21 protein-coding genes and 1 tRNA gene are annotated in these 21,554 nt (G+C 65.2%); 14 read left to right on the top strand and 8 right to left on the bottom strand.

The features are described 5' to 3' along the window. Position 1 precedes the first annotated feature (1 nt). Entirely contained in the window at positions 2-463 is a 462-nt protein-coding gene (locus tag ACZLZQ_RS06885; RefSeq protein WP_472948732.1) for a DUF3429 domain-containing protein, read from the top strand. 4 nt (positions 464-467) lie between these two features. Here ACZLZQ_RS06885 and pdeM read toward each other — a convergent pair whose 3' ends face one another. Beyond that, entirely contained in the window at positions 468-1,184 is a 717-nt protein-coding gene (gene pdeM, locus ACZLZQ_RS06880; RefSeq protein ID WP_472948731.1) for a ligase-associated DNA damage response endonuclease PdeM, read from the bottom strand. Positions 1,185-1,618: 434 nt separating this feature from the next. Between pdeM and ACZLZQ_RS06875 the strand changes: the two genes are divergently transcribed. The 6 genes from ACZLZQ_RS06875 to ACZLZQ_RS06850 all read left to right on the top strand — a co-directional run bounded on the left by ACZLZQ_RS06875 (position 1,619) and on the right by ACZLZQ_RS06850 (position 8,008). Continuing rightward, positions 1,619-3,412 (top strand): acyl-CoA dehydrogenase C-terminal domain-containing protein, encoded by a 1,794-nt coding sequence (locus tag ACZLZQ_RS06875; protein WP_472948730.1) that lies wholly within the window; start codon positions 1,619-1,621, stop codon positions 3,410-3,412. A gap of 25 nt (positions 3,413-3,437) precedes the next feature. Then, positions 3,438-3,644, top strand: coding sequence for a hypothetical protein (locus ACZLZQ_RS06870; RefSeq protein ID WP_472948729.1), 207 nt, complete (start codon positions 3,438-3,440; stop codon positions 3,642-3,644). Continuing rightward, on the top strand, positions 3,637-4,062 hold the full coding sequence (locus tag ACZLZQ_RS06865) for a type II toxin-antitoxin system HicB family antitoxin (protein WP_472948728.1): 426 nt from the start codon (positions 3,637-3,639) through the stop codon (positions 4,060-4,062). The genes ACZLZQ_RS06870 and ACZLZQ_RS06865 overlap by 8 nt, the downstream gene beginning before the upstream one ends. A gap of 54 nt (positions 4,063-4,116) precedes the next feature. After that, positions 4,117-5,325: an acetyl-CoA C-acetyltransferase gene (locus ACZLZQ_RS06860; protein ID WP_472948727.1), complete on the top strand. Its 1,209-nt coding sequence runs from the start codon at positions 4,117-4,119 to the stop codon at positions 5,323-5,325. Next, a complete protein-coding gene (locus ACZLZQ_RS06855) occupies positions 5,325-5,711 on the top strand; it encodes a cupin domain-containing protein (protein ID WP_472933756.1) in 387 nt (128 codons plus the stop codon). The genes ACZLZQ_RS06860 and ACZLZQ_RS06855 overlap by 1 nt, the downstream gene beginning before the upstream one ends. A gap of 98 nt (positions 5,712-5,809) precedes the next feature. Further along, the gene (locus ACZLZQ_RS06850) at positions 5,810-8,008 is read left to right on the top strand and encodes an FAD-dependent oxidoreductase (RefSeq protein WP_472948726.1); all 2,199 of its coding nucleotides are present in this window, start codon (positions 5,810-5,812) and stop codon (positions 8,006-8,008) included. 81 nt (positions 8,009-8,089) lie between these two features. On the opposite strand, the gene ACZLZQ_RS06845 is transcribed toward ACZLZQ_RS06850, so the two are convergent. Beyond that, positions 8,090-9,157 (bottom strand): YihY/virulence factor BrkB family protein, encoded by a 1,068-nt coding sequence (locus ACZLZQ_RS06845; protein ID WP_472948725.1) that lies wholly within the window; start codon positions 9,155-9,157, stop codon positions 8,090-8,092. Positions 9,158-9,343: 186 nt separating this feature from the next. Here ACZLZQ_RS06845 and ACZLZQ_RS06840 point away from each other — a divergent pair, with 186 nt between their 5' ends. From ACZLZQ_RS06840 to ACZLZQ_RS06830, 3 genes are all read left to right on the top strand, one after another. After that, positions 9,344-9,961 (top strand): 2-hydroxychromene-2-carboxylate isomerase, encoded by a 618-nt coding sequence (locus tag ACZLZQ_RS06840; protein WP_472948724.1) that lies wholly within the window; start codon positions 9,344-9,346, stop codon positions 9,959-9,961. A gap of 120 nt (positions 9,962-10,081) precedes the next feature. Next, positions 10,082-10,729, top strand: coding sequence for a S24 family peptidase (locus tag ACZLZQ_RS06835; RefSeq protein ID WP_472948723.1), 648 nt, complete (start codon positions 10,082-10,084; stop codon positions 10,727-10,729). A 55-nt stretch (positions 10,730-10,784) separates the two neighbouring features. Then, entirely contained in the window at positions 10,785-11,549 is a 765-nt protein-coding gene (locus ACZLZQ_RS06830; RefSeq protein WP_472948722.1) for a thermonuclease family protein, read from the top strand. 38 nt (positions 11,550-11,587) lie between these two features. Here ACZLZQ_RS06830 and ACZLZQ_RS06825 read toward each other — a convergent pair whose 3' ends face one another. Then, positions 11,588-13,267: a lysine--tRNA ligase gene (locus ACZLZQ_RS06825; protein WP_472948721.1), complete on the bottom strand. Its 1,680-nt coding sequence runs from the start codon at positions 13,265-13,267 to the stop codon at positions 11,588-11,590. 129 nt (positions 13,268-13,396) lie between these two features. Then, entirely contained in the window at positions 13,397-14,203 is an 807-nt protein-coding gene (locus ACZLZQ_RS06820; protein ID WP_472948720.1) for a transporter substrate-binding domain-containing protein, read from the bottom strand. A 152-nt stretch (positions 14,204-14,355) separates the two neighbouring features. On the opposite strand from ACZLZQ_RS06820, the gene ACZLZQ_RS06815 reads away from it, so the two are divergent. Together ACZLZQ_RS06815 and ACZLZQ_RS06810 are read left to right on the top strand one after the other, a co-directional pair. Beyond that, the gene (locus ACZLZQ_RS06815) at positions 14,356-16,344 is read left to right on the top strand and encodes a glycosyltransferase (RefSeq protein WP_472948719.1); all 1,989 of its coding nucleotides are present in this window, start codon (positions 14,356-14,358) and stop codon (positions 16,342-16,344) included. 423 nt (positions 16,345-16,767) lie between these two features. Then, entirely contained in the window at positions 16,768-17,004 is a 237-nt protein-coding gene (locus tag ACZLZQ_RS06810; protein WP_472948718.1) for a hypothetical protein, read from the top strand. 149 nt (positions 17,005-17,153) lie between these two features. Here ACZLZQ_RS06810 and ACZLZQ_RS06805 read toward each other — a convergent pair whose 3' ends face one another. From ACZLZQ_RS06805 to ACZLZQ_RS06795, 3 genes are all read right to left on the bottom strand, one after another. Beyond that, a complete protein-coding gene (locus tag ACZLZQ_RS06805) occupies positions 17,154-17,411 on the bottom strand; it encodes a hypothetical protein (RefSeq protein WP_472948717.1) in 258 nt (85 codons plus the stop codon). 276 nt (positions 17,412-17,687) lie between these two features. Next, complete coding sequence (locus ACZLZQ_RS06800; protein ID WP_472933767.1) at positions 17,688-17,951, bottom strand: hypothetical protein; 264 nt, start codon at positions 17,949-17,951, stop codon at positions 17,688-17,690. A gap of 416 nt (positions 17,952-18,367) precedes the next feature. Beyond that, positions 18,368-19,798, bottom strand: a complete 1,431-nt coding sequence (locus tag ACZLZQ_RS06795) for an aldehyde dehydrogenase family protein (RefSeq protein WP_472948716.1) — start codon at positions 19,796-19,798, stop codon at positions 18,368-18,370. A gap of 190 nt (positions 19,799-19,988) precedes the next feature. Between ACZLZQ_RS06795 and ACZLZQ_RS06790 the strand changes: the two genes are divergently transcribed. Both ACZLZQ_RS06790 and ACZLZQ_RS06785 read left to right on the top strand, forming a co-directional pair. Continuing rightward, positions 19,989-20,252 carry a helix-turn-helix domain-containing protein gene (locus ACZLZQ_RS06790; protein ID WP_472948715.1) on the top strand — a complete coding sequence of 88 codons (264 nt, stop codon included), beginning with the start codon at positions 19,989-19,991 and terminating at the stop codon, positions 20,250-20,252. 126 nt (positions 20,253-20,378) lie between these two features. Further along, positions 20,379-20,453, top strand: a tRNA-Gly gene (locus tag ACZLZQ_RS06785). Between the two features lie 177 nt (positions 20,454-20,630). Here ACZLZQ_RS06785 and ACZLZQ_RS06780 read toward each other — a convergent pair. Then, on the bottom strand, positions 20,631-21,158 hold the full coding sequence (locus ACZLZQ_RS06780; RefSeq protein WP_472948714.1) for a cytochrome b/b6 domain-containing protein: 528 nt from the start codon (positions 21,156-21,158) through the stop codon (positions 20,631-20,633). Positions 21,159-21,554 lie beyond the last annotated feature (396 nt).

Raw genomic sequence — 21,554 nt, 5'->3', positions numbered from 1 at the left:
CATGACCTTGACTGCCGACGACGCCGCGCCGGCCCAGAGCCGGATGCTCTGGATTCTTGGGCTGGGTGGCCTGATCCCGTTCATCGTGATGACGGGGCTGCTCGCCTATGCCGGGACCGCGTTCATCGCCTTCGACATGCTGATCAAGGCGCTGTCGGGTTACGGGGCGGTGATCCTGTCCTTCCTCGGCGGCATCCGCTGGGGCGCCTCGCTGATGCGGGCGAGCCGCGGGCGGCTGACGCTCGGGCTGTCGGTCCTGCGCTCGCTGTTCGCCTGGTTCTGCCTGTTCCTGCCCGCGCCTTGGTTGTTTGCGGCCCTTGCCGTCGGCTTCCTGGCGCAAGGCGCATGGGACGTCACGGCAATCCAGCGCGGCAAGCTGCCGCTCGCCTTCCGCACCTTGCGGATCGTGCTGACGGCCGTCGTCGTCCTCTGCATGATCGTCGCGTTCTTCTCGACCTACTGACGCGTCAGCGGCAGAGGCTCGAGAAGGCGATGGGATAGATGCTGCGGATGCCGATCACGTAGGCCTTTGCGCAGCCGGCCCGGAACAGGCCGTGAAACGCCCGGTCCAGGACGTTCAGGCCGCCGGTGGTGACGCCGAAGGACGGCATGATCATCCGCTCGCCATCCGAGGCGAAACAAGCCCCCCGAACGCTGCGACCGCCGCCGCCGACGCGGGCGACGGGATGGAGATGGCCTGCGATCTCACCCGGCACATGGCCGGCGCTCGGCTCGTGCCGGAAGGTCCAGGGACCGATGGTAACGCATTCCAGCGTCTCGCCACCGACAAAGGCCGGCGGCTCGGGATCGTGGTTTCCCGAGATCCAGATCCATTCGCGTCCAGCCATCAGGCTCACCAGCACCTCGCGAAACTTCGCGGGCATGAAGGCGGCGCCGTGCCGGTCGTGAAAACTGTCGCCGAGGCAGACGACGCGTTTCGGCTGGTAGCGCTCCAGCGCCAGACCCAGCAACTCGAGCGTTGCCGCCGTGTCATAGGGCGGCAGCATCATGCCGCGGCGCGCGAAGGCTGCCCCCTTTTCGAGGTGCAGGTCGGAGACGATGAGCAGGCTCTCCGCCGGCGCAAAGAGAACGCCGGAGGGGTCGCAGACCAGCGCACCGCCGTTCAGCGATGTCTCGATTCCCTCGCACTCCGCCTGCCGCATCCGGCGCAGGATCGCATTCATCCGCTGTCGCATATCCGTTGATTCGTCGGGGCACAGTCGAATCCGCTTTGCTTTTCAAAGCAAGTGCGACCGAAAGGCTCGCCGCGTCGATAGAGGCTGCAGCAGGCGCTGTCACGGGCGATGAGAGCACAAGTCGGTCATCCCTCCAGCCGCATTGCGCACAGACGAAGGTCGGGCATGCGGCGCAGCCCGTTGTTTTGGTCAATGATTTCCCTTCGAAGTCGTCATCCATGGTCATGGGGGAAATCCCGTATCTGGGGCCCGGCGCCCCGCCTGCGCTTAACTCCGTCGGAAGCACGCCTCCCCGCTTGCCACGGTCCTGCCAGCCCCCACCGGCTCCCATTTCCATCCCGCCCTTGAAAGCGCCCAACCGAAACGGTATGTCTTGCACGTTGACGTAAACGTCAAAGTTTGCGCCTTGGAGGAGGACAAGCATGCCGGTCTACCAGGCCCCCGTCGCCGATACGCTCTTCGTGCTGAACGACGTTCTTGGCATCGATCGCCATTCGAACCTTCCGGGCTTTGCCGATGCCTCCCCTGATATCGTCGAGGCCATTCTCGGCGAGGCCGGACGCGTCGCCTCCGAGGTCTTTCACCCGCTGAACCAGATCGGCGACCGCGAGGGCTGCACCCGGCATGCCGACGGCTCCGTGACGACGCCTGCGGGCTTCAAGCAGGCCTATGCCACCTTCCGGGAAGGTGGCTGGGGCGGCCTGTCGGCTGAAGCGGAGTACGGCGGCCAGGGACTGCCGCACACCCTGTCGGCGGCCGTCAACGAGTTCATGTCCTCGGCCAACATGGCGTTTGCGATGTATCCCGGCCTCACCGCCGGTGCGATCGCTGCCATCACCATCCACGGCACGGACGCGCAGAAGCACGCCTACCTGCCCAGCATGATCGACGGCATCTGGACCGGCACGATGAACCTGACGGAGCCGCATTGCGGCACCGATCTCGGCATGCTCCGAACCAAGGCCGTTCCGAACGGCGACGGCAGCTATGCGCTCTCCGGGCAGAAGATCTTCATCTCGGCCGGCGAGCACGATCTGTCGGAGAACATCATCCACCTCGTTCTCGCGCGCATCGAGGGATCGCCTGCCGGCACCAAGGGCATCTCGCTGTTCATCGTGCCGAAGTTCGTGCTCGATGCCGACGGCAAGCCCGGGGTACGGAACGGCGTCTCCTGCGGATCCATCGAGGAGAAGATGGGCATCCACGGCAACGCGACCTGCGTGATGAACTACGACGGCGCCACTGGCTATCTCATCGGCGAGGCCGACAAGGGCCTGCGGGCCATGTTCACGATGATGAACGAGGCGCGGCTCGGCGTCGGCATCCAGGGCCTCGCCATCTCCGAGATCGCCTACCAGAACGCCGTCGTCTATGCCCGGGACCGCATCCAGGGCCGCTCGCTTTCGGGCGCAAAGGCGCCAGAAAGACAGGCCGACCCGATCATCGTCCACCCCGACATCCGCCGCATCTTGATGAGCATCCGCGCCGTCAACGAGGCCGGCCGGGCGCTGGTGCTGTGGACGGCGCTGAAGGGTGACCTGTCACACCGCGCGGCAGACGAGAAGGAGCGCCAGGCCGCCGACGACTGGATGGGCCTGATGACCCCGGTCATCAAGGGCGTGCTCACCGACAAGGGCTTCGACAACGCCGTAATGGCGCAGCAGGTCTATGGCGGGCACGGCTACATCCAGGAATGGGGCATGGAGCAGTTCGTCCGCGATGCCCGCATCGCCCAGATTTACGAGGGCGCCAACGGCATCCAGGCGCTCGACCTCGTCGGCCGCAAGCTGGCCCTGAACGGCGGCCGTGCGATCCAGGCCTTCTTCGCCGAGGTCGGCGCCTTCTGCGAGGGACACCGCGCCGACGAGAAGATGGCACCCTTCACCAAGGGCATCCACAAGGGATTGAAGGACCTGCAACAGGCGACGATGTGGCTGATGCAGAACGCCATGATGAAGCCCGACAATGCCGGCGCCGCCTCGACCGACTACATGCACCTCTTCGGCCTCGTTTCGCTCGGCTACATGTGGGGCCGGATGGCGAAGGTCGCGCAGGACAAGCTCGCAAGTGGCGACGGCGATGCTGCGTTCATGGAAAAGAAGCTCGTCACCGCCCGCTTCTTCATGGAGCGCCTGATGCCCGAGACCGCGGCACACCTCGCCCGGATTTCTTCCGGCGCGGACACGATGATGGCGCTGGACGCGGAGGCGTTCTAGGGGCGCGGCATGCGGACGCCAAGCCGTGAAGCGCGAGGCGTTCTTGCGGGAACTGCGCAAAGAGGCCCGGCGACGCGGTCTGGATTTCCGGATCGTTGAAGGAAGTGGCAAGGGTAGCCATTATCGTGTGCATCTCGGGGCTCGGTTCACGACGGTTCAAAGCGGCGAACTGACCCCGACGATGGTACGAAACCTTCGCAAGCAACTGGGACTGGAGGACGGCCATGCATGATTACCGCTACCTCGCCATTCTCACGGACGACCCGGACGGTGGCGTCAACGCGACATTTCCGGACGTGCCGGAAGCGATGACGTTCGGGCGCGACCGGGCCGATGCGCTGCGCGCTGCCGCCGAAGCGTTGGGCTTTGCGCTCCGCGGGTATCTTTCTGCTGGTCTCGCCTTGCCGAAGTCCTTCTCTCAGGGAGACATCATGGTGTCTCCTCATGCCGATGACCTTCTGAAGATCGCCTTCATTGAGGAATTCCGGCGCTCCCATTTGTCGAAGGAAGCGTTTCACGGGCTGTCCGGCCTAAAACCGTGGCAACTCGATGCGCTTCTGGATCCGGATCATGCCGATGCCGTCAGCGATCTTGAAAATGCGCTGACGGTGCTCGGACGCAAACTCCGCCTCGTCGTCGAGGCAGCTTAAGTAGAGGCCGCGGGCGAGCCTGCGGCAATGCCAATCAGCCTGGGAGGCTCCAACATGGCCGAAGCTTACATCTACGATCACGTCCGCACCCCCCGCGGCCGCGGCAAGAAGGACGGGGCGCTGCACGAGGTGCCGGCCGTTCGGCTCGGCGCCAAGGTGCTCGAGGCGCTGCGCGACCGCAACGGCATGGACACGTCGAAGGTCGACGACATCGTCTATGGCTGCGTCGATCCGGTCGGCGAGGCCGGTGCCGTCATCCCGCGCGCGTCCGCCTTCGAGGCCGGCTACGACGTCAAGGCGCCGGGCATGCAGATCTCGCGCTTCTGCGCCTCGGGCCTCGATGCGGTGAACATCGCCGCCGGCGGCATCGTCCAGGGCGCGCATGACCTCGTCATCGCCGGCGGCGTCGAATCCATGTCGCGCATCGGCATGGGCATGGCCGGCGGCGCCTGGTTCATGGACCCGTCCGTCGGCATCCCCTCCTACTTCATGCCGCAGGGCGTCTCGGCCGACCTCATCGCCACCAAATACGGCTTTAGCCGCGACGATGTCGACGCCTATGCCGTCGAGAGTCAGAAGCGGGCGGCGACCGCTTGGTCGGAAGGCCGCTTCGACCGTTCCGTCGTGCCGGTGAAGGACCAGAACGGCTTGGTGATCCTCGCCAGGGACGAGCACATGCGCCCCAGCACCGACATGCAGTCGCTGGGCGCGCTGAACCCCTCCTTCGCCATGCCGGGCGAAATGGGCGGCTACGACGCCGTCGGCATCCAGGCGCATCCGGAGGTCGAGGCGATCCACCACGTGCACCATGCCGGCAATTCCTCGGGCATCGTCGATGGCGCCGCGGGCGTCCTCCTCGGCTCCAAGGAAGGCGGCGCGATCCTCGGCGCCAAGCCGCGCGCCCGCATCCATTCCTTCGCCAATATCGGCTCCGATCCGGCGCTGATGCTGACCGGCCCGGTCGACGTCACCAACAAGCTCCTCGCGCGCTCAGGCATGACGCTCGCCGACATAGACCTGTTCGAACTGAACGAGGCCTTCGCCGCCGTGGTGCTGCGCTATATGCAGGCCTTCGACATCGACCACGCCCGGATGAACGCCAACGGCGGCGCCATCGCCATGGGCCACCCGCTTGGCGCCACCGGCGCCATGATCCTCGGCACGGTGCTCGACGAGCTGGAGCGCACGAACAAGACGACCGCGCTCGTGACCCTGTGCATCGGTGCCGGCATGGGCACCGCGACCATCATCGAGCGCATCTGATGGCCGGCACAGGATCCATCTCCGAAGAGTTCGGCGCGGTCACCGATCACTGGTCGCCGCGGGTCATCGCCGACCTCAACGGTCAGAGCGTCAAGGTCGCCAAGATCGAGGGTGAACTCGTCTGGCATGCGCACGCGGAAGAAGATGAGCTCTTCCTGGTCTGGAAGGGTGAGGTCACCATCCGCTACCGCGACCGGCCCGACGTCCACTTGCGGGAGGGCGATTTCCACGTCGTGCCGCGGGGCATCGAGCACCACCCGCTGGCCCCGTCGGAATGCTGGATCCTGCTCTTCGAGCCTGCGGAAACCAAGCATACCGGCGATACGGTTAGCGACAGGACGCGCAGTCTCGGCTCGCAGCGGGCGCACCTGACGATGGATGCATAAAGTCCGAGATCGGATGCCGGCATCCTGCCGCCGGCAGGCCGACGCATCGCAAAAACATTCGACAGACACCGCCGTCGCCTGACGGCCAGGAGATCGCCATGACGAACTTCACCATCTATACCGATAGCGACGGCATCGCCCTCGTCACCTGGGACATGCCGGACCGCTCGATGAACGTCTTCACCGAGGAGGTGATGGGCGAACTCGACGCGCTGATCGACCGCTTCGCCGGCGACGCCGCCGTCAAGGGCGTGGTGATCACGTCGGGCAAGGAAGGCAGCTTCACCGGCGGCGCGGACTTGAAAATGCTGCGCGGCATGTTCGACCAGTTCGAGGCGAAGAAAGCGGCCGATCCCGAGGGCGCGATCGCCGAGCTCTTCGAGCGTGCGGGCCGCATGTCGTGGATCTATCGCAAGCTCGAGACCGCGGGAAAGCCGTGGGTAGCCGCGATCAACGGCACCTGCATGGGCGGCGGCTTCGAACTGGCCCTGGCCTGCCACGGCCGCGTCGCCGCAGCCACCGCCAAGATGGGTCTGCCCGAGGTGAAGGTCGGACTCTTTCCAGGGGCCGGCGGCACCCAGCGCGTGCCGCGCATGACCGACACCCAGTCGGCGCTGCAGATGCTGCTGAAGGGGGAGACGCTCTCGGCCTCGAAGGCGAAGGCGATGAAGCTGATCGACGAGGTCGTGCCGCAGGCCGAACTCGTCGCCAAGGCCAAGGAGATGCTGAAGGCCGGCCTCTCGCCGGTAAAGGCTTGGGACCAGAAGGGCTTCAAGCTGCCGAACGGCATGGTCTATTCGGCGCAAGGGGCGCAGCTCTGGCCGGCCGTTTCCTCGCTCTACCGCAAGGAGACGTCCGACAACTATCCCGGCGCGCGCGCGATCGTGAAATGCGTCTATGAAGGCCTGCTGCTGCCGATCGACCTCGCGCTGAAGGTCGAGCAGCGCTGGTTCACGAATGTACTGCAGACCACCGAGGCGGCGATGATGATCCGCTCGCTCTTCGTCTCGCTGCAGGAGTTGAACAAGGGCGCCCGCCGGCCGAAGTCGGTCGCGCCGCAGACGCTCACCACCATCGGTGTCGTCGGCGCCGGCTTCATGGGCGCGAGCATCGCCTATGTCACCGCCAAGGCAGGCTTGAAAGTCATCCTCGTCGACCGCGACCAGGAAGCGGCCGACAAGGGCAAGGCGCACAGCCAGGGCCTGATCGAGAAGCTGGTTGGCCAAGGCCGCGCCACCAAGGACGAGGCCGCCGCCCTCCTCGGCCGGATCACCCCGACGCCGGACTATGCCGCGCTTGGCGAGGCCGATCTCGTCGTCGAGGCGGTGTTCGAAGACCGCGAGGTGAAGGCCGATGTCACCCGCAAGGTCGCCGCCGTGCTGAAGCCGGGTGCGATCTTCGCGTCGAACACCTCGACCATCCCGATCACCTCCCTTGCCGAGGCCTTCCCGGATGCGGCGCGGTTCATCGGCATCCACTTCTTCTCCCCGGTCGACAAGATGATGCTGACCGAGGTGATCATGGGTGAGAAGACGGGCGATACCGCTCTGGCGGTTGCGCTCGACTTCGTCCGGGTGATCAAGAAAACCCCGATCGTCGTCAACGATACCCGCGGCTTCTTCGTCAACCGCTGCTTCCTGCGCTACATCTCTGAAGCCTACGACATGCTGATCGAGGGCGTGCCGGCGACGATGATCGAGAACGCGGCGAAGTTCGCGGGCATGCCGGTCGGCCCGCTCGCCCTGAACGACGAGACGGCCGTCGACCTCGCGCAAAAGATCATGAAGGCGACGATCCGCGACGAGGGCGAAGGCGCGGTCAACCCGGCGCATTTCGCGCTGATCAACAAGCTCGTCGACGACGAGGGACGGCTGGGGCGCAAGAACGGCAAGGGATTCTACGACTACCCCGCCAAGCCCGCCAAAAAGAGCCTGTGGCCGGGCCTGAAGGCGCTCTACCCGCAGAAGAAGGCAGAGGACGTCGACTTCCCCGAACTGAAGCAGCGCTTCCTCGTCACCATGGCGCTGGAAGCCGCACGGACCATGGAGGAAGGCGTCGTGACCGATCCACGCGAGGCCGATGTCGGCTCCATCCTCGGCCTCGGCTTTGCGCCCTATACCGGCGGCATGATCTCCTACATCGACGGCATGGGCGTGAAGACCTTCGTAGCCCTTTGCGAGCGGCTGGCGGCGAAGTACGGCACGCATTTCGCCCCGACGCCGCTGCTGCGCGACATGGCCGCCAAGGGCGACAGCTTCTACGGCCGCTTTGCGCCGGCGGAAGCCCAGGCCGCTTGAACGCAGACGCAGACTGCAGGCACAAACAAAAAGGGGCGAGCCACCCGGCTCGCCCCTTTTTGTTGAACAGTCCCGCGGTCTTTAAACGCTCTGCGTCTTGCGCACCCGGCGGAAGAGGCCGCGCTTTTCGCTGGTCGCCGGCTTTCCCCGAGAAGCGCTCTTGCCGATGGTATCGGCGACCCGCGCCCCGCGCTCGCCGAGCGGCTTCGCCGGCAGGTCCGTGGTATCGAGCGCCGTCTGGTGCTCGAGCTCGGCGTTGATCTCGGCGCCGATGATGAAGATCGTCGAGGACACCCAGACCCACATCATGAAGCCGATGACGGCGCCGAGCGAGCCGTAAGTCGCGCCGTAATTGGCAAAATTCTGGAGATACCAGGAGAAGGCGATCGAAGCGGCCAGCCAGACTACGGCGGTCAACAGCGCCCCGAGAATCACCCAGCTCCAGCGGGCGCGGTTTCGGCTGGGACCATAGCGGTAGATCATGGCGATGGAGCCGACAATCAGCGCGAACACCACGGGCCAGCGCAGCGAGGCGATCAGCACGTCGCTGAAGCTCGACAGGCCGAAGATCTTCATGATCACGGGCACCACGCCGACGGTGACGATCAGCATGATGCCGATGAACACGGCGCCGAGGGTGAAGCAGAAGGCGACGAGGTTCAGTTTGATAAAGCTGCGTTGCTCCTGTTCGCCATAGGCGACGTTCATCGCCTCGAACAAGGTCTTGATGCCGTTGTTCGCGCTCCACAGCGCGACGGCGAGACCAATGATGAAGCCACGCGACAGCGAGGCCGGGTCCTGGCTGACCAGCGTCTCCAGCTGATTCTGCAGAAGCTCGGTTCCCGCCTGCGGCAGGAACTGCCCGATGAAGGCGATGTGCTCGGAAATGGTCGAGGGATCGGCGACGAAGCCGTAAGCGGAGACGAAGACCGCGAAGGCCGGGAACAGCGCCAGCAGCAGATAGAAAGTCGCACCCGCCGCGATCAGCAGCACACGGTCTTCGAAGAACGAGACATAGAGCCGGACAAAAACGTCCTTCCAGCCCTTCCAAGGGATTGCCGTCGGATGTGCAGCATCCCTCCCCCGTCCGGGCTCGCTCGCCCGCCGGCGCATTTCCTCGCTGGTACTGGTGCCGAAACGAAGGCTCATGATCTGTTACTGTCCTGTTTCGGCGCGTCTATCGCACATGCGCCTACAGCTCATTGCCCACAGAGCACAGCGCAGAACGCTCCACAACAATGCCATAATTCGGCCGAGGTTCCTGGAGGAAACACTTGCTGTCACGGCCCCGAGAGGGATAAGGCGAGCGGATTGACCGGCAACGAGGAGCGACCGATGACGATCGACTACTATTACAGCTCCTCCTCCCCCTACGCGTATCTCGGGCACGAGGAAATTCGCTCCGTCGCCGGCCGGCACAATGCCAAGCTCAATCTCATCCCGGTCGATCTCGCGGCGATCTGGGCGGTATCTGGCCAGGTCCCGCTCGCCAAGCGGCCGAAGATCCGCCAGGACTACCGACGAATCGACCTGCAGCGGGTGGCCCAGCGCCGCGAGTTGCCCTTGAATATCGAGCCCCGGTTCTTCCCGGTCGATGCTTCCTTCGCCGACCTCTGCGCTGTCGCGCTGATCGCGCTGGGCGAGAACCCGATCGACTTCGTCGAGAAGGTGTTCACCGGCGTCTGGGTCCGCAACGAGGACATCGCCGACCGCGTGCAGATCGAGGCCTATCTGAGAGAGCTCGGCTTCGACGCCGCGACGGTCATGGCGAAGGCCCAGGCCCCGGAATCGGCGGCCACCCGCAAGGCGAATGCCGACGCCGCAGTCGCGGCCGGCATTCCGGGCGTTCCGGGCTATGTCCTCTCCGGCGAGCCCTTCTTCGGCCAAGACCGCATCGACGACCTGGAGCATGCGCTGGACAGCGGACGCCGACCGCTGCGCATCGGCGAGTAGCGGCCGCGCCGAAACGTGGTTGGCAATGAATCCCGCCACTGGACAAGCTGAGTTGCGGCCACTACACAAGGGTTCTCGGAGGTATATATTCCTCCATTCTTGTAGCGACGGACGGTCACGATGTTATCGCATGAGCGCATCTGGGCAGCGATAGATACCCTTGCCAAGCGGCACCGGCTGTCGCCGTCCGGCTTGGCCAAAAAGGCCGGCCTCGACCCGACGACGTTCAACAAATCGAAGCGGAACAGCGTCGATGGTCGTCCGCGCTGGCCCTCGACCGAGTCGATCTCCAAGATCATGGCGGCCACCAGTTCGACGATCGAGGAATTCCTGACAGCCATGCCGGGTCCCAGCGCCGGTTCGAGCGGGTCGCGCGCGCCCTCCTCGGTGCCCCTGCTGGGCTTCGCCCAGGCCGGTGCCGGCGGCTTCTTCGACGATAGCGGCTTTCCCGTCGGCCAGGGCTGGGACGAGATCGTGCTGCCGCAGGCGGGCGGGACGGAGCCTGTCTATGCCCTGGAGGTCGCGGGCCAGTCGATGACGCCGCTCTACCGCGAGGGCGACATCGTCATCGTTTCGCCCGGCACGTCCGTGCGCCGGGGTGACCGCGTGGTGGTGCGCACCAAGTCCGGTGAGGTGATGGCGAAGATTTTGCAGCGGCAAACTGCACGAACGATCGAGCTCGCCTCGGTCAACCCTGACTTCCCGGACCTGCAGTTCGGGGTCGACGAGATCGAATGGGTTGCCCGCATTGTCTGGGCCAGCCAGTGATCGCTGGCAGTTCTCTCCTCGCCCACAGACGGGCGCAGACGGACCCCAAGGCCTGATGTCTCTGGATGCCGGCAGCGCCTCTTCGCGCGCGGACGTCGAGCGCGGCCTGAAGATCGCACTGGCCCTGGCCGTTCTTGTGATCCTGGTGTTTTCGCTGGTCGGTCCAGAGGGCCGGCGGGCGCAAGCCACGGCGGAGGCGCAGGCAGCAGCAGAAAGCCGGCCTCCAAATACCGACACCCGCAGGCCATCTACCTCGACAGCCCCCAAGGCAGGAGCGGCACCACCGGCCTCGCTGGCGGAAGCCCCCGCCGGCCGCGTCCTGCCGCCGCCCCCTGTGGCAATGCCAGCGCCCTCCTCCAACCGGCTTGGCGGCCCGCGTCCGACCAGCGTCACCGCACAGGCCGAAATGATGGGGCCGCCGGCGCCGCGCCTGCGGCTCCTGCCGCGGCCGATCGCCGTCGACAGCGCGACCTTCCAGGTCGGCAGTGGCAGGCTCCGCCTGGTCGGCATCGAACCGCTGGCGACGTCGGCGGTATGTGGCGAGGGTGGGAGCGCCTGGCCCTGCGGCATGCAGGCCCGCACCGCCTTGCGCGGCTGGCTGCGCTCGCGTTCGATCCTCTGCAGCGTGCCAGATGGTTTCGGCCGGCGCGACGAGACCATCGCCGCCCGCTGCCAGCTCGGCGACGCGGATATCGCGCTGTGGCTGGTCGAGAACGGCTGGGCCCGCGCGCGGGACACCAGCCGCTATACGATCGTCGAGGACAATTCGCGCAAGGCCGGGCGCGGCATGTGGCGGACGGGTGGCCCCGCCGCTCCTTGAAGCGCCGTCCGTAAGGACGCTCTAGGCGGAAAGCGACTTCAGCCGGCGGCCAGCTTGCCGTCCAGCGCGTCGCGGATCAGCCGGCGCGTTTCCGGAATGCCGTAGAGTGAGACGAAGGAGCCGAAACGCGGGCCCCGCTCCTGGCCGATCAGCGTCTGGTAGAGCGCCTGGAACCAGATGCCGGAAACGCCCGGGCCGCCGTTCGGACCGGTCTTCCTCAGGTCCTGGTAGCGCTCGATCGGGCGGGCGACGTCGAGGATCGCATCCTGGATCGTGTCACTGTCGACCGTCCCGCCGCCGGCCTCCTCCTGCAGGACGCCGAGCTTCCCGTCCAGCGTCTCCAGCGCCGCGCGCTCGACCTCGTCGGGGGCACGGAACACCTTGGACGGCGCGACGAAGTCGGTGAAGTAGCGCAAGGCATAGCCGACCATGCGGTCGAGTTCCGGCGCGGTCTCGGCGGTGACGCCCGGGGCGTAGCGGGTGATGTAGCCCCAGAGGGTGCCGGCGTCGCCGGCGTTCGACGCCGAGACGAGGTTCAGGAGCATGGCGAAGGGGACCGCGATGCCCTCCGTCGGCGGCACGCCGCCGTGGATATGCCAGACCGGGTTCTGCAGCTGCTGCTGGAGCGTCTGCCGGCCGAAGGCGTCGAGGAAGGAATAGTACTCGTCGACCGCCTTCGGGATCACGTCGAAATGCAGGCGCTTGGCGGCTCGCGGCTTGCCGAACATGTAGAAGGAAAGGCTCTCCGGCGAGGCGTAGGCGAGCCAGTCCTCGATCGTCAGGCCATTGCCCTTCGACTTCGAGATCTTCTGGCCCTTCTCGTCGAGAAAGAGCTCGTAGTTGAACCCGTCCGGCGGCAGCCCGCCGAGCGCCCGGCAGATCTTCGAGGACAGCGTGACGCTGTCGATCAGGTCCTTGCCGGCCATCTCGTAGTCGACGCCGAGCGCTGTCCAGCGCAGGGCCCAGTCGGCCTTCCACTGGCACTTCACGGCGCCGCCGGTGACTGACGTCTCGATCCGCTCGCCGGTGTCGGGATCGGCATAGGTGATGGTGCCGCGGTCGGCGTCGCGGTCGATCATCGGCACCTGCAGCACGATGCCGGTGCGCGGATGGATCGGCAGGAAGGGCGAATAGGTGGCACGGCGCTCGGCCCCGAGCGAGGGCAAGATCACCTCCATCACCTCGTCATAGCAGCGCAGCATGGTCAGCAGCGTCTCGTCGAAGCGGCCGGCGGCGTAGTAGTCGGTGGCCGAGGCGAACTCGTAGTCGAAGCCGAAACGGTCGAGGAAGGCGCGCAGCCGGGCGTTGTTCGCCGCGCCGAAGGACGGGTACTCGTTGGAGAACGGGTCCGGAATGCGGCTCAGCGGCTTGCCGAGATGCGTCAGCATCATCTCGCGGTTCGGCACGTTCTCCGGCACCTTGCGCAGGCCGTCCATGTCGTCGGAGAAGCAGAGGAGCCGCGTCGGCACGGCGTCGGCGGTCAGCGCCCGGAAGGCGGTGCGGACCATTGAGGTTCGAGCGACTTCGCCGAAAGTCCCGATATGCGGCAGGCCGGAGGGACCATAGCCGGTCTCGAACAGAACTGGACCCGTCTTGCCGGTCTTCTCCCGCCGCTCGACCAGCTTGCGGGCCTCCTCGAACGGCCAGGCGTTCGAGGTCTGAGCCTGCGTGACCAGCTCGTCGGTGACAGTCAGAAATTCGTGCCGGGCAGCGGCCATGAGATCCTCGGTCTTGTCGGTCGGTGAACGGCACCGATGCGAACCCCGGCGGGGCCGCAGCGCTCCAGCCGCTGGGATCGTCTATGGCGGGGCGGGCGCGCCGTCAACAAATCCGGAGATCGATCGCCGTCAGAACGCGCTGAGCGGGAAATAGCGCAGCATCAGCTCCGAGAACCGCCGCTTGGCGACGACCTGGCCGATGGCATAGTCGAGCGCCTTGGCGAGATCGGCGTTCTTCTTGTCGACGGCGATGGCCAGCCCTTCGCCGAGGAAGCGCTCGGAGAAATACGGCCCGCCGGAAAAGCTGCAGCAGTTCTCGGCCGCATCGCTCTCCAGCCAGAACGCGAAGCCAACGCCATCGCCGAAAACGGCATCGACTGTCCCGCCTCGGAGGGCGGCGAAGGCCAGGTCGCGGCTGTCGAACGGCACCGGTTCTGCCACCGGGAAATAAGCCTTCAGCATGGCCTCATGGCCGCTGCCGGCAACGACGCCGATGCGCTTTTGCGCAAGCGTCGTGGCGAACGGTGCGGCCAGCGGCCGATCGTTGCGCGTGACGAAGCGTGCAGCGAAACGAAAATAGCTCTCGGTGAAGGCGAGTGTGCCGCGGCTTTCAGGCGTGACCGCGACGCCGGCGATCACCGCTTCGGCCTCGCCCCGCCGCAGCGCCGGAAGAAGGTCAGCGAACGGCCGCGCCTCGATCTGGCACCGATCGATCAGGCCCAATTCCTCGCAGGCAGCGCGGACGAGATCGACGTTGAAGCCGCCGAGCCTGCCGCGCGCATCGAGGAAGTTGAAGGGCGGATAGTCAACGCTGGTCAGGAACCGCACCCGCTCCAACGCCGGCAGGGCAGGTTTAGCAAGGCGCTGGCGCTGATCCCAGAAGTTCGGCGTGGCTGCTTCCTGCGCGCCGGCAACAACCGCCGTTAGCAGAAGCATTCCCGCACAAGCAACCTTGAATAGAAGTCGAGACACCAATCATTCCCTCAGCGGTTTGTTCACGCCATCCGCGCTTCAGTGGAGGATCACCGCCGTAGGGTTGCGTCAACGAGCGGTGGCACACCATGCCGTTTTCAGCAGGATACGCTGATATGCGTGACGAGGGGACCCTCACAAGGCCCTCCTTGCGATCTCTCGACGATCCGTCCCCTGCAAGATCTGCCACGCTAGCGGCAGAAGAGGCGCCCAACCAGGCCGATGGCGCATCTAGCCTTCCCGCCGGCCGACTGCCGAGCCTTCTCGGCCAGCTCGGCATTACCCCCGCCGACCTCGCCAATGCACGCCTTGCAGCTCGGCTGAACGGCTCGGACGTCGGGCTGGAGTTGATTTGCGCCGGCAAGGCGAGCGAGGAGGACCTTGCCGAGGTCATCGCCAGGGCGCTGTCGATCCCGGTCGCGCCGATCACCTCGGGCGATGCCATCGTCGGAAAACCGAGATGGCCCTCCCCCGAAATTGCCGCCTGCCCGAGATCGCTGCGGACCTGCGACGAGGATCTCAGCGGGAAACTCTTCGTTGCGCCGCGCTTCGAGGACATCGGCACCTTGCGCGGAATCCTCAGCCGCCATCCCGCACGCCGGTCCTCGTTGCGCGTCACGACGCCGACGGCAATCGCCCGCCATTTCGCGGAAGCATCGGCAAAGTCCCGCAGCGACGCTGCCCGCCTCAGCCTTGCCGCCTGGTCACCGGCGCTGTCCGCGCGCGAGGTGCTCACCGGACCACAGGGGCTGGCCTGCGCGGGCGCACTGGCGCTTCTCATCGCCGCCCTTTGGTTTGCTACCGGCGCGGTGATCCTTGCCGTTCACCTGCTGATCGTGCCGCTGTTCCTCGTCGGCAACCTCTGGCGGTTGAGGGCGGCGGCCGACATTTTCCGCGGTCGCCCGATCGCCGCCGACCGCGACGATCACAGCCCGCCCCCGCGGCATCCCGTCTACTCCGTCCTCGTCGCCCTTCGCCGGGAAGCGGAGATGGTACCAAGGCTGGTTGCCGGCCTGGCGGCGCTGCGCTGGCCGCGCTCGCGCCTCGAGGTGTTGCTGGTATGTGAGGCCGACGACCCGGAGACCATCTCGGCCGTCGAGGCAGCCATTCGCGGGCAACCGGGTTTCCAGATCGTCCAGGTGCCGCCCTCCTTGCCCCGCACCAAGCCGAAGGCGTTGAACGTCGCGCTGCCGCTCGCCACCGGCGAATTCCTGGTTCTCTATGATGCCGAAGACCGGCCCGATCCCGAACAGCTGCACGCCGCCTGGCAGGCGTTCCGGCAGGGCGGCCCGCGCCTTGCCTGCGTTCAGGCGCCGCTGGTCATCGGCAACGGCAGCTGCAGCTGGTTGTCGGGGCATTTCGCGCTGGAATATGCCGCCCTCTTCCGGGGCTTTCTGCCTTGGCTTGCCCGCGAGGGCCTTCCGCTGCCGCTCGGCGGGACCTCCAACCATTTCCGGCGAGAAGCGCTGGTTGCGGTCGGCGCCTGGGACAGCCACAACGTCACCGAGGATGCCGACCTTGGCATCCGCCTCGCCCGCCGCGGGCTGATGGTCGGAACGATCGACGTGCCGACCGGCGAGGATGCACCGGAGCGCTGGAGTATCTGGCTGCGCCAGCGGACCCGGTGGATGAAAGGCTGGATGCAGACCTGGCTGGTCCACATGCGCCAACCCATCCGGCTATGGCGCGAACTCGGTCCCCGTGGGTTCCTCGCCTTTCAGGTCCTGTTCTTCGGCATGGTGGGGTCCGGGCTCGCCCATCCGCTCTCCCTCGTGTTCATCCTCTATTCCTTGAGCTCAGCCGTTGGTTCTACTCTGCTTCTAAAGGCGCTGGTCGTGGCGGACTCCGTCATCCTGGTCCTCGGATATCTTGCCTACGGCGTGCTACTCCTGAGATCGCTCTCTCCGAAGGAAAGATACCTGTTTCGGCCACTGTTCGTGTCGGTCTATTTCTACTGGATGCTCGTCAGTCTTGCCGTGCTGCGCGCCATGGTCCAACTGGTGGCCGCCCCGCATCGTTGGGAGAAGACGCCGCACGGCATGGCCGCCAAGGCAAAGGCCGGGCTCCCGTCAGCTCCAAGGTTGGCCGCTCCTGCAGCAGACTGAACCGCCGCGTTCCGCCATTTTCGCCCGGCCAAACGCCGGCTGAACGCCCGAAGCGCTTGCCTCGCCCGTCGCATCGACGCTTGATGCTCCAGAACGGCGCATGACGAGATGGGCATTCGGGTGAACGTTCTACCTCGATTGGGGGAGGCCAGATGATCTCTTGATGCCCCGCACGCGCGGACGGAAAGAATTGCACGGGCGGCGTTCGGGAGGGATCTGCTGCGGCGGCTGACGCGTGTTATCCTTCAGCTGTCGCCTGAGCTCGTTCGACCTTACCGTTCCTCCAGCAAGACAGGGCTTGCTGTCCATTGGTGTCGCAACGGACTTCGAAAACGACCCAGCAAAATGCAATTTCCGCGCGCTGTTGGCGACAGCATGCATCCGGCGACGAGAATGAACGTACCTGATTATTCGACAACGAGAATGATCGACATGACGCCTCGGCTCAACCCTTTACAGATCCTCCACCTGATCTCGCGGCTACGAAGGTCCGCCGAGGAAGGTCAGCAACGCGTTGACGACTATGATGATGACGGCCTGCAGTTCTGCCTTGCCGCCGGGTTGATGGTCGATGCCGCCGATACGCTGGAGGCTTTGCTGTCCGAGTGGCCCGCCAACGACGACCGGTCGGAGAGGAAGCTGGATGATCTTCAGCAATAGCACCGGGCGAACGTTGAGCGGCGGCATCCCCGCGTCAAGCCGAATGGCCGCGTCCAAAATATCGACCTTCGTGCGCTCCCGTTTGCGAATGACGGCGCTTCATGTCCGCCCCCGCATCGCCGCGCAAATTTAGTCGACCGCTATCTCCGTTATTCCTGCTGCCACATGGGCTCGTTCAGCCGCGCTGAAATCCACTCCTGCGCGTGATCGATATCATCGAAGACCTGGTCCGGCGGATAGGGCAAGGTCCCGAAGGTCGCCTCAAGGTTCCACTTGCCGGCATAACGAACGCCATGGACGTGTTCCTCCAAACGCACGATCACCGCCACGAGGTGGTCGCCCTCGTAGACCAGAAGGCCGTTCTCATCCGTGCTGGTCGTCGCGACCTTTACCGGCTGCAAGCGCAAGGCCTCTCTCCCCAGCCATAGTGTGACAAAGGACGCCTCGAACCATTGAGCGTCTGTCTGTCCTCACGGGGGATACGGATGATAGGCAGCAACAGATGCGCTGTCACGAGAACGTGTTTCCGAGGGTGCACGTCGAAGTCCGGGGGTAGCAAACCTAACCTTCCACGTGCGGTGATGCTCTTCTGAAACGTGTCCGGCGAATTTCACTCCTGGACCAGCTGGATATGAAAACGGGGGCCTCAGCCCCCGGATGTCATCGCCTGGAAAAGGCCTCGGTTAAGAAGAGACTTCCTCGTCTTCCATCTCTTCGCTCTTCGAAGCTTCAACCTTGGCCGCCTTTTCGGCCGCAACCGCATCGCGCTCGACTTCGCGCGCGGACGACTGGTCAGCCATCAACAGCCAGGCAGCCTCGGCGCGCTTGCTGCGGTCCCTGACGTTCTCGAGCTTTGTCTCGGACGCCTCGCGGGCACATTCGGCCGCGCGTGCCAGATAGAATTCGCTAGCCAAAGCCACCGCATGCTCCTTGATCGACGAACCCAACACAACCCGGAAAACCCGCCGATCAGGGGTCCAAGGCGACCGTCGCTCGCAGCGTGGCCTGCACACCGAGATCCCATAGGTGCAGATCTCGTGTGTTCAAGAGTAAGAGATGGGGCAATCGGCAGAAAAAACAAGCATGACGATCGATTGACCGTCCCGGCATTGCCTTAATTACCGGAGGGCAGCTTCGCGGCGTCGCTATCTCAGATCATCGGTCCGGATGGAACCGGAAGCGCCAGCCCCAGAGAAACTCTCCGATAAAATGGCTGAATGTCGGATGCCGTTGATCTGCGCGCGTGTGCGTTTTCTCAGTCGAAGGCTGCCGAAGCTGAGCAGACCGCCAGGCATGCCCCATTCGCTGTAAGGTCAAGCGGGTGCCCAACCCCGACGGCAAGCCGCCGAGGCTGGGCGGAACTTCAGGCCGCGCCGTAGCCGACGACGCCCTTGATCTCCAGAAACTCGTCGAGGCCAAAATCGGCATATTCCCGGCCGTTGCCGGATTGCTTGTAGCCACCAAACGGGGCACTGGCGTCCCAGGCGGGGTAGTTGATGTAGACGTTGCCGGCGCGCATCTTGGCCGCCATCCGGCGTCCGCGGGCGAGATCTGCCGTCTGGACATAGGCTGCAAGGCCATAGACGGTGTCGTTGGCGAGCTCGGCCACTTCGTCCTCGCTGTCATAGGTCAGGATCGACAGGACGGGACCGAATATCTCCTCCCGCGCAATGGTCATGTCCGGTGTGACGTTGCTAAACACCGTCGGCTTGACGAAATATCCTCGGTTCAGACCGTCCGGACGGCCGAGACCGCCGGCGACGAGGTTCGCCCCTTCGGAAATGCCGCTCTGGATGAGCTTCTGGATCTTGTCGTACTGCACCTGGCTGACGACCGGGCCGAGCGTCGAACTGTCGGCATCGGCCGGCCCCACCTTGAAACCCGCTGCAGCCTTCGCCGCGATCGCCGCCGCCTCGTCGGCGCGTGCCGCGGGGACGAACATGCGCGTCGGCGCATTGCAGGACTGGCCGGAATTGCCGAAACAGCCGGCAACCCCTTTGCTTACCGCCGCATCGAGATCGACGTCGTCGAGGAGGATGTTGGCCGACTTGCCGCCGAGCTCCTGGTGAACACGCTTGATCGTATCGGCGGCGGCCTTGGCGATCAGGATGCCGGCCCGCGTCGAGCCGGTGAAGGAAACCATGTCGATGCCGGGGTGCTTCGAGATCGCCTCGCCAACGCCGGGGCCATCGCCGTTGACGAGATTGAACACGCCCTTCGGCACACCGGCCTCGTGCATCATCTCGGCAAACAGCAGACCGCTCATCGGAGCGATCTCGCTCGGCTTCAGCACCATGGTGCAGCCGGCCGCAAGCGCCGGCGCGACCTTGCACATGATCTGGTTCATCGGCCAGTTCCACGGCGTGATCATGCCGACGACGCCGATCGGCTCCTTGGCGATCAGCGTGGTGCCTCGAACTTCCTCGAACTGGTAGGTCTCGAGCGTCTCGATCATCTTCTCGAGGTGCAGCGAGCCCATGGCCGCCTGCGAAGAATTGGCCATCGCCAGCGGCGCGCCCATCTCCTGGCTGATTGCCGACGCCATCTCGCCATAGCGCGCCTTGTAGACCGCCAGCAGCCGGCGCATCAGCGCCAGGCGCTCTTCCCGGCTGGTCAGCGAAAATGTCGCAAAGGCACGGCGCGCGGCTGCAACCGCCTTGTCGAGGTCGGCCGCGGTGCCGATGGAGATCTCGGCAAAGGCCTCCTCGCTCGACGGGTCGATCACGGCGAGCGTTGCCGGGACGATCGGGTCGACCCATTCTCCGTCGATATAGAACTTCAGCGCGTTGGCCATGGCTGTTCCCTTCCGGTGACGATCTAGCCCCCATGGCGTAGCGCGCGCCCGGCTCGGGGGTCAACGCATCGCCGCAGCCGCCTGCGTGGCGGCACTTCGATCGAAACCGTACCAGACCGGATTTGTCGATGGCCGGCTGCATCCCCCGCCGCCGGATCCCGTAGCTGCCGTCATGACACAGCAGAGCAGCATGATGACGGCAGACGAGGAAAGCATTTCGCAACGAGCGGCGGCAGCCCTGGCGGAGGGGGCTTCGCCGACACGGGTGTTTCGACTGGAAGCCGGACTTCCCCTCGCGCACCTCGCGGCGCGCGCCAACCTGTCGATCGAGCGCCTGGAGCGGATCGAAAGCGGGTCTCCCCCGCGTCTTGATGAGCTGCTGGCGCTGGCGAGGGTTCTTTCGATTCCGGCCGAATGGCTGTTCGACGAAGAGCGCGAGTACGGGCCTGCCTAGCGCCTTCCCAGAAGTGAATGAGCGCAGTCGCTTTGCCAACGCCTCACGGGTGGTTGCGGCCTACCCCGCGAGCGCGCCGAAACCCTTGCGCTGGAATGCCTGACCCTTTATGAAAATCTGGCGAGCGCGGGCGTAGTTCAGTGGTAGAACGCCAGCTTCCCAAGCTGGATGTCGTGGGTTCGATCCCCATCGCCCGCTCCATACTTTGCTGAACGACACACCTGCTGTGATAAAACGACAGATGGTGTGATATGTTGACAGGATGCGCGCGGTATGCCTGTGCCGAATCCCCTCGGTCAGTTTGCGCCCGCCAGTCATATGCTGAATGCATATCCGCCCCAAAGTTTGCGGAGTATTCGCCTGTATCAGGTCCGCTTGTCAGCGCTTTCGCGGAAGCATCCTCGACACGACCCCGTCGCACCTGACGAGATGGTACGCCGCACCAGCAACGTGGAGCGCCACCAGAACGAGGATCACGTTCCAGAGCAGCACATGGATGCGAGCGGCGCCTCCGAACAGGTAGGTCGCCGTAAATCCGGTGGCGGCCTGCGCCAAGAGGGCGACGTACAGTCCAGAATGGACCGTCATGGAGAGCACTCGTCGCCAGCCCCGGTCCAGCGAAGGCGGCGAGCCCCGCAAGAACCTGATCCCAAGGAGCGTAACCATCAGCGCCCCGATCGCGATGCCGGAATACGTGTGCACGGCATGCTCAATGAGATCGATGCGCCTAGGCGGGAGAATCGTCCGGTGGGTGCGATGGATTGCGTCGAAGGTCATCCATTGCACGAACACCAGCGGGACCACGGTCCAGTGGATCACCATTTGGGAGAGTGAGTAGGCTCCGTCAGCCGGGCCGGAAGGTTTCTTTCGATCTACGATGCCCGTTCGCTCCCCCACTGCGACCATGATCCCACCTGAAGGTGAACATCCAGGGACCGTCTACTCTTTATGCGACGGAGAGCAGCCGCCTGCGTCGTGGTTCCTCGTCGGTGCTCGGGACCACGCGACCGTCGCCGATACCTGCGCTCGACTACGTTCCAACGGACAAAAACCTGCCGTAGGAAATGTGCAGGTTTTCAGGTAGGTCCCGGCCACCATGCGGCGATCGTCTCCATCGCGATCGCACGCCGACTGCCGCTCGAATCCTACAGGGCCAAGTTCTCGCATATCCATGACCTCTCCCACCTCACGATTGAGGTCGAGGCCCGTTCGGCGGCCTGAAGCGTGACGCCCCGATGCGTAGCGTACGCCGCTGAGGGTCGACGGCAGCAAGAATCACGGCTAGCAGACGCGCTTCCATTA

Source organism: Mesocryomonas lacus (genome assembly GCF_055730105.2).
This window is presented reverse-complemented; position numbering and strand designations above follow the sequence as displayed.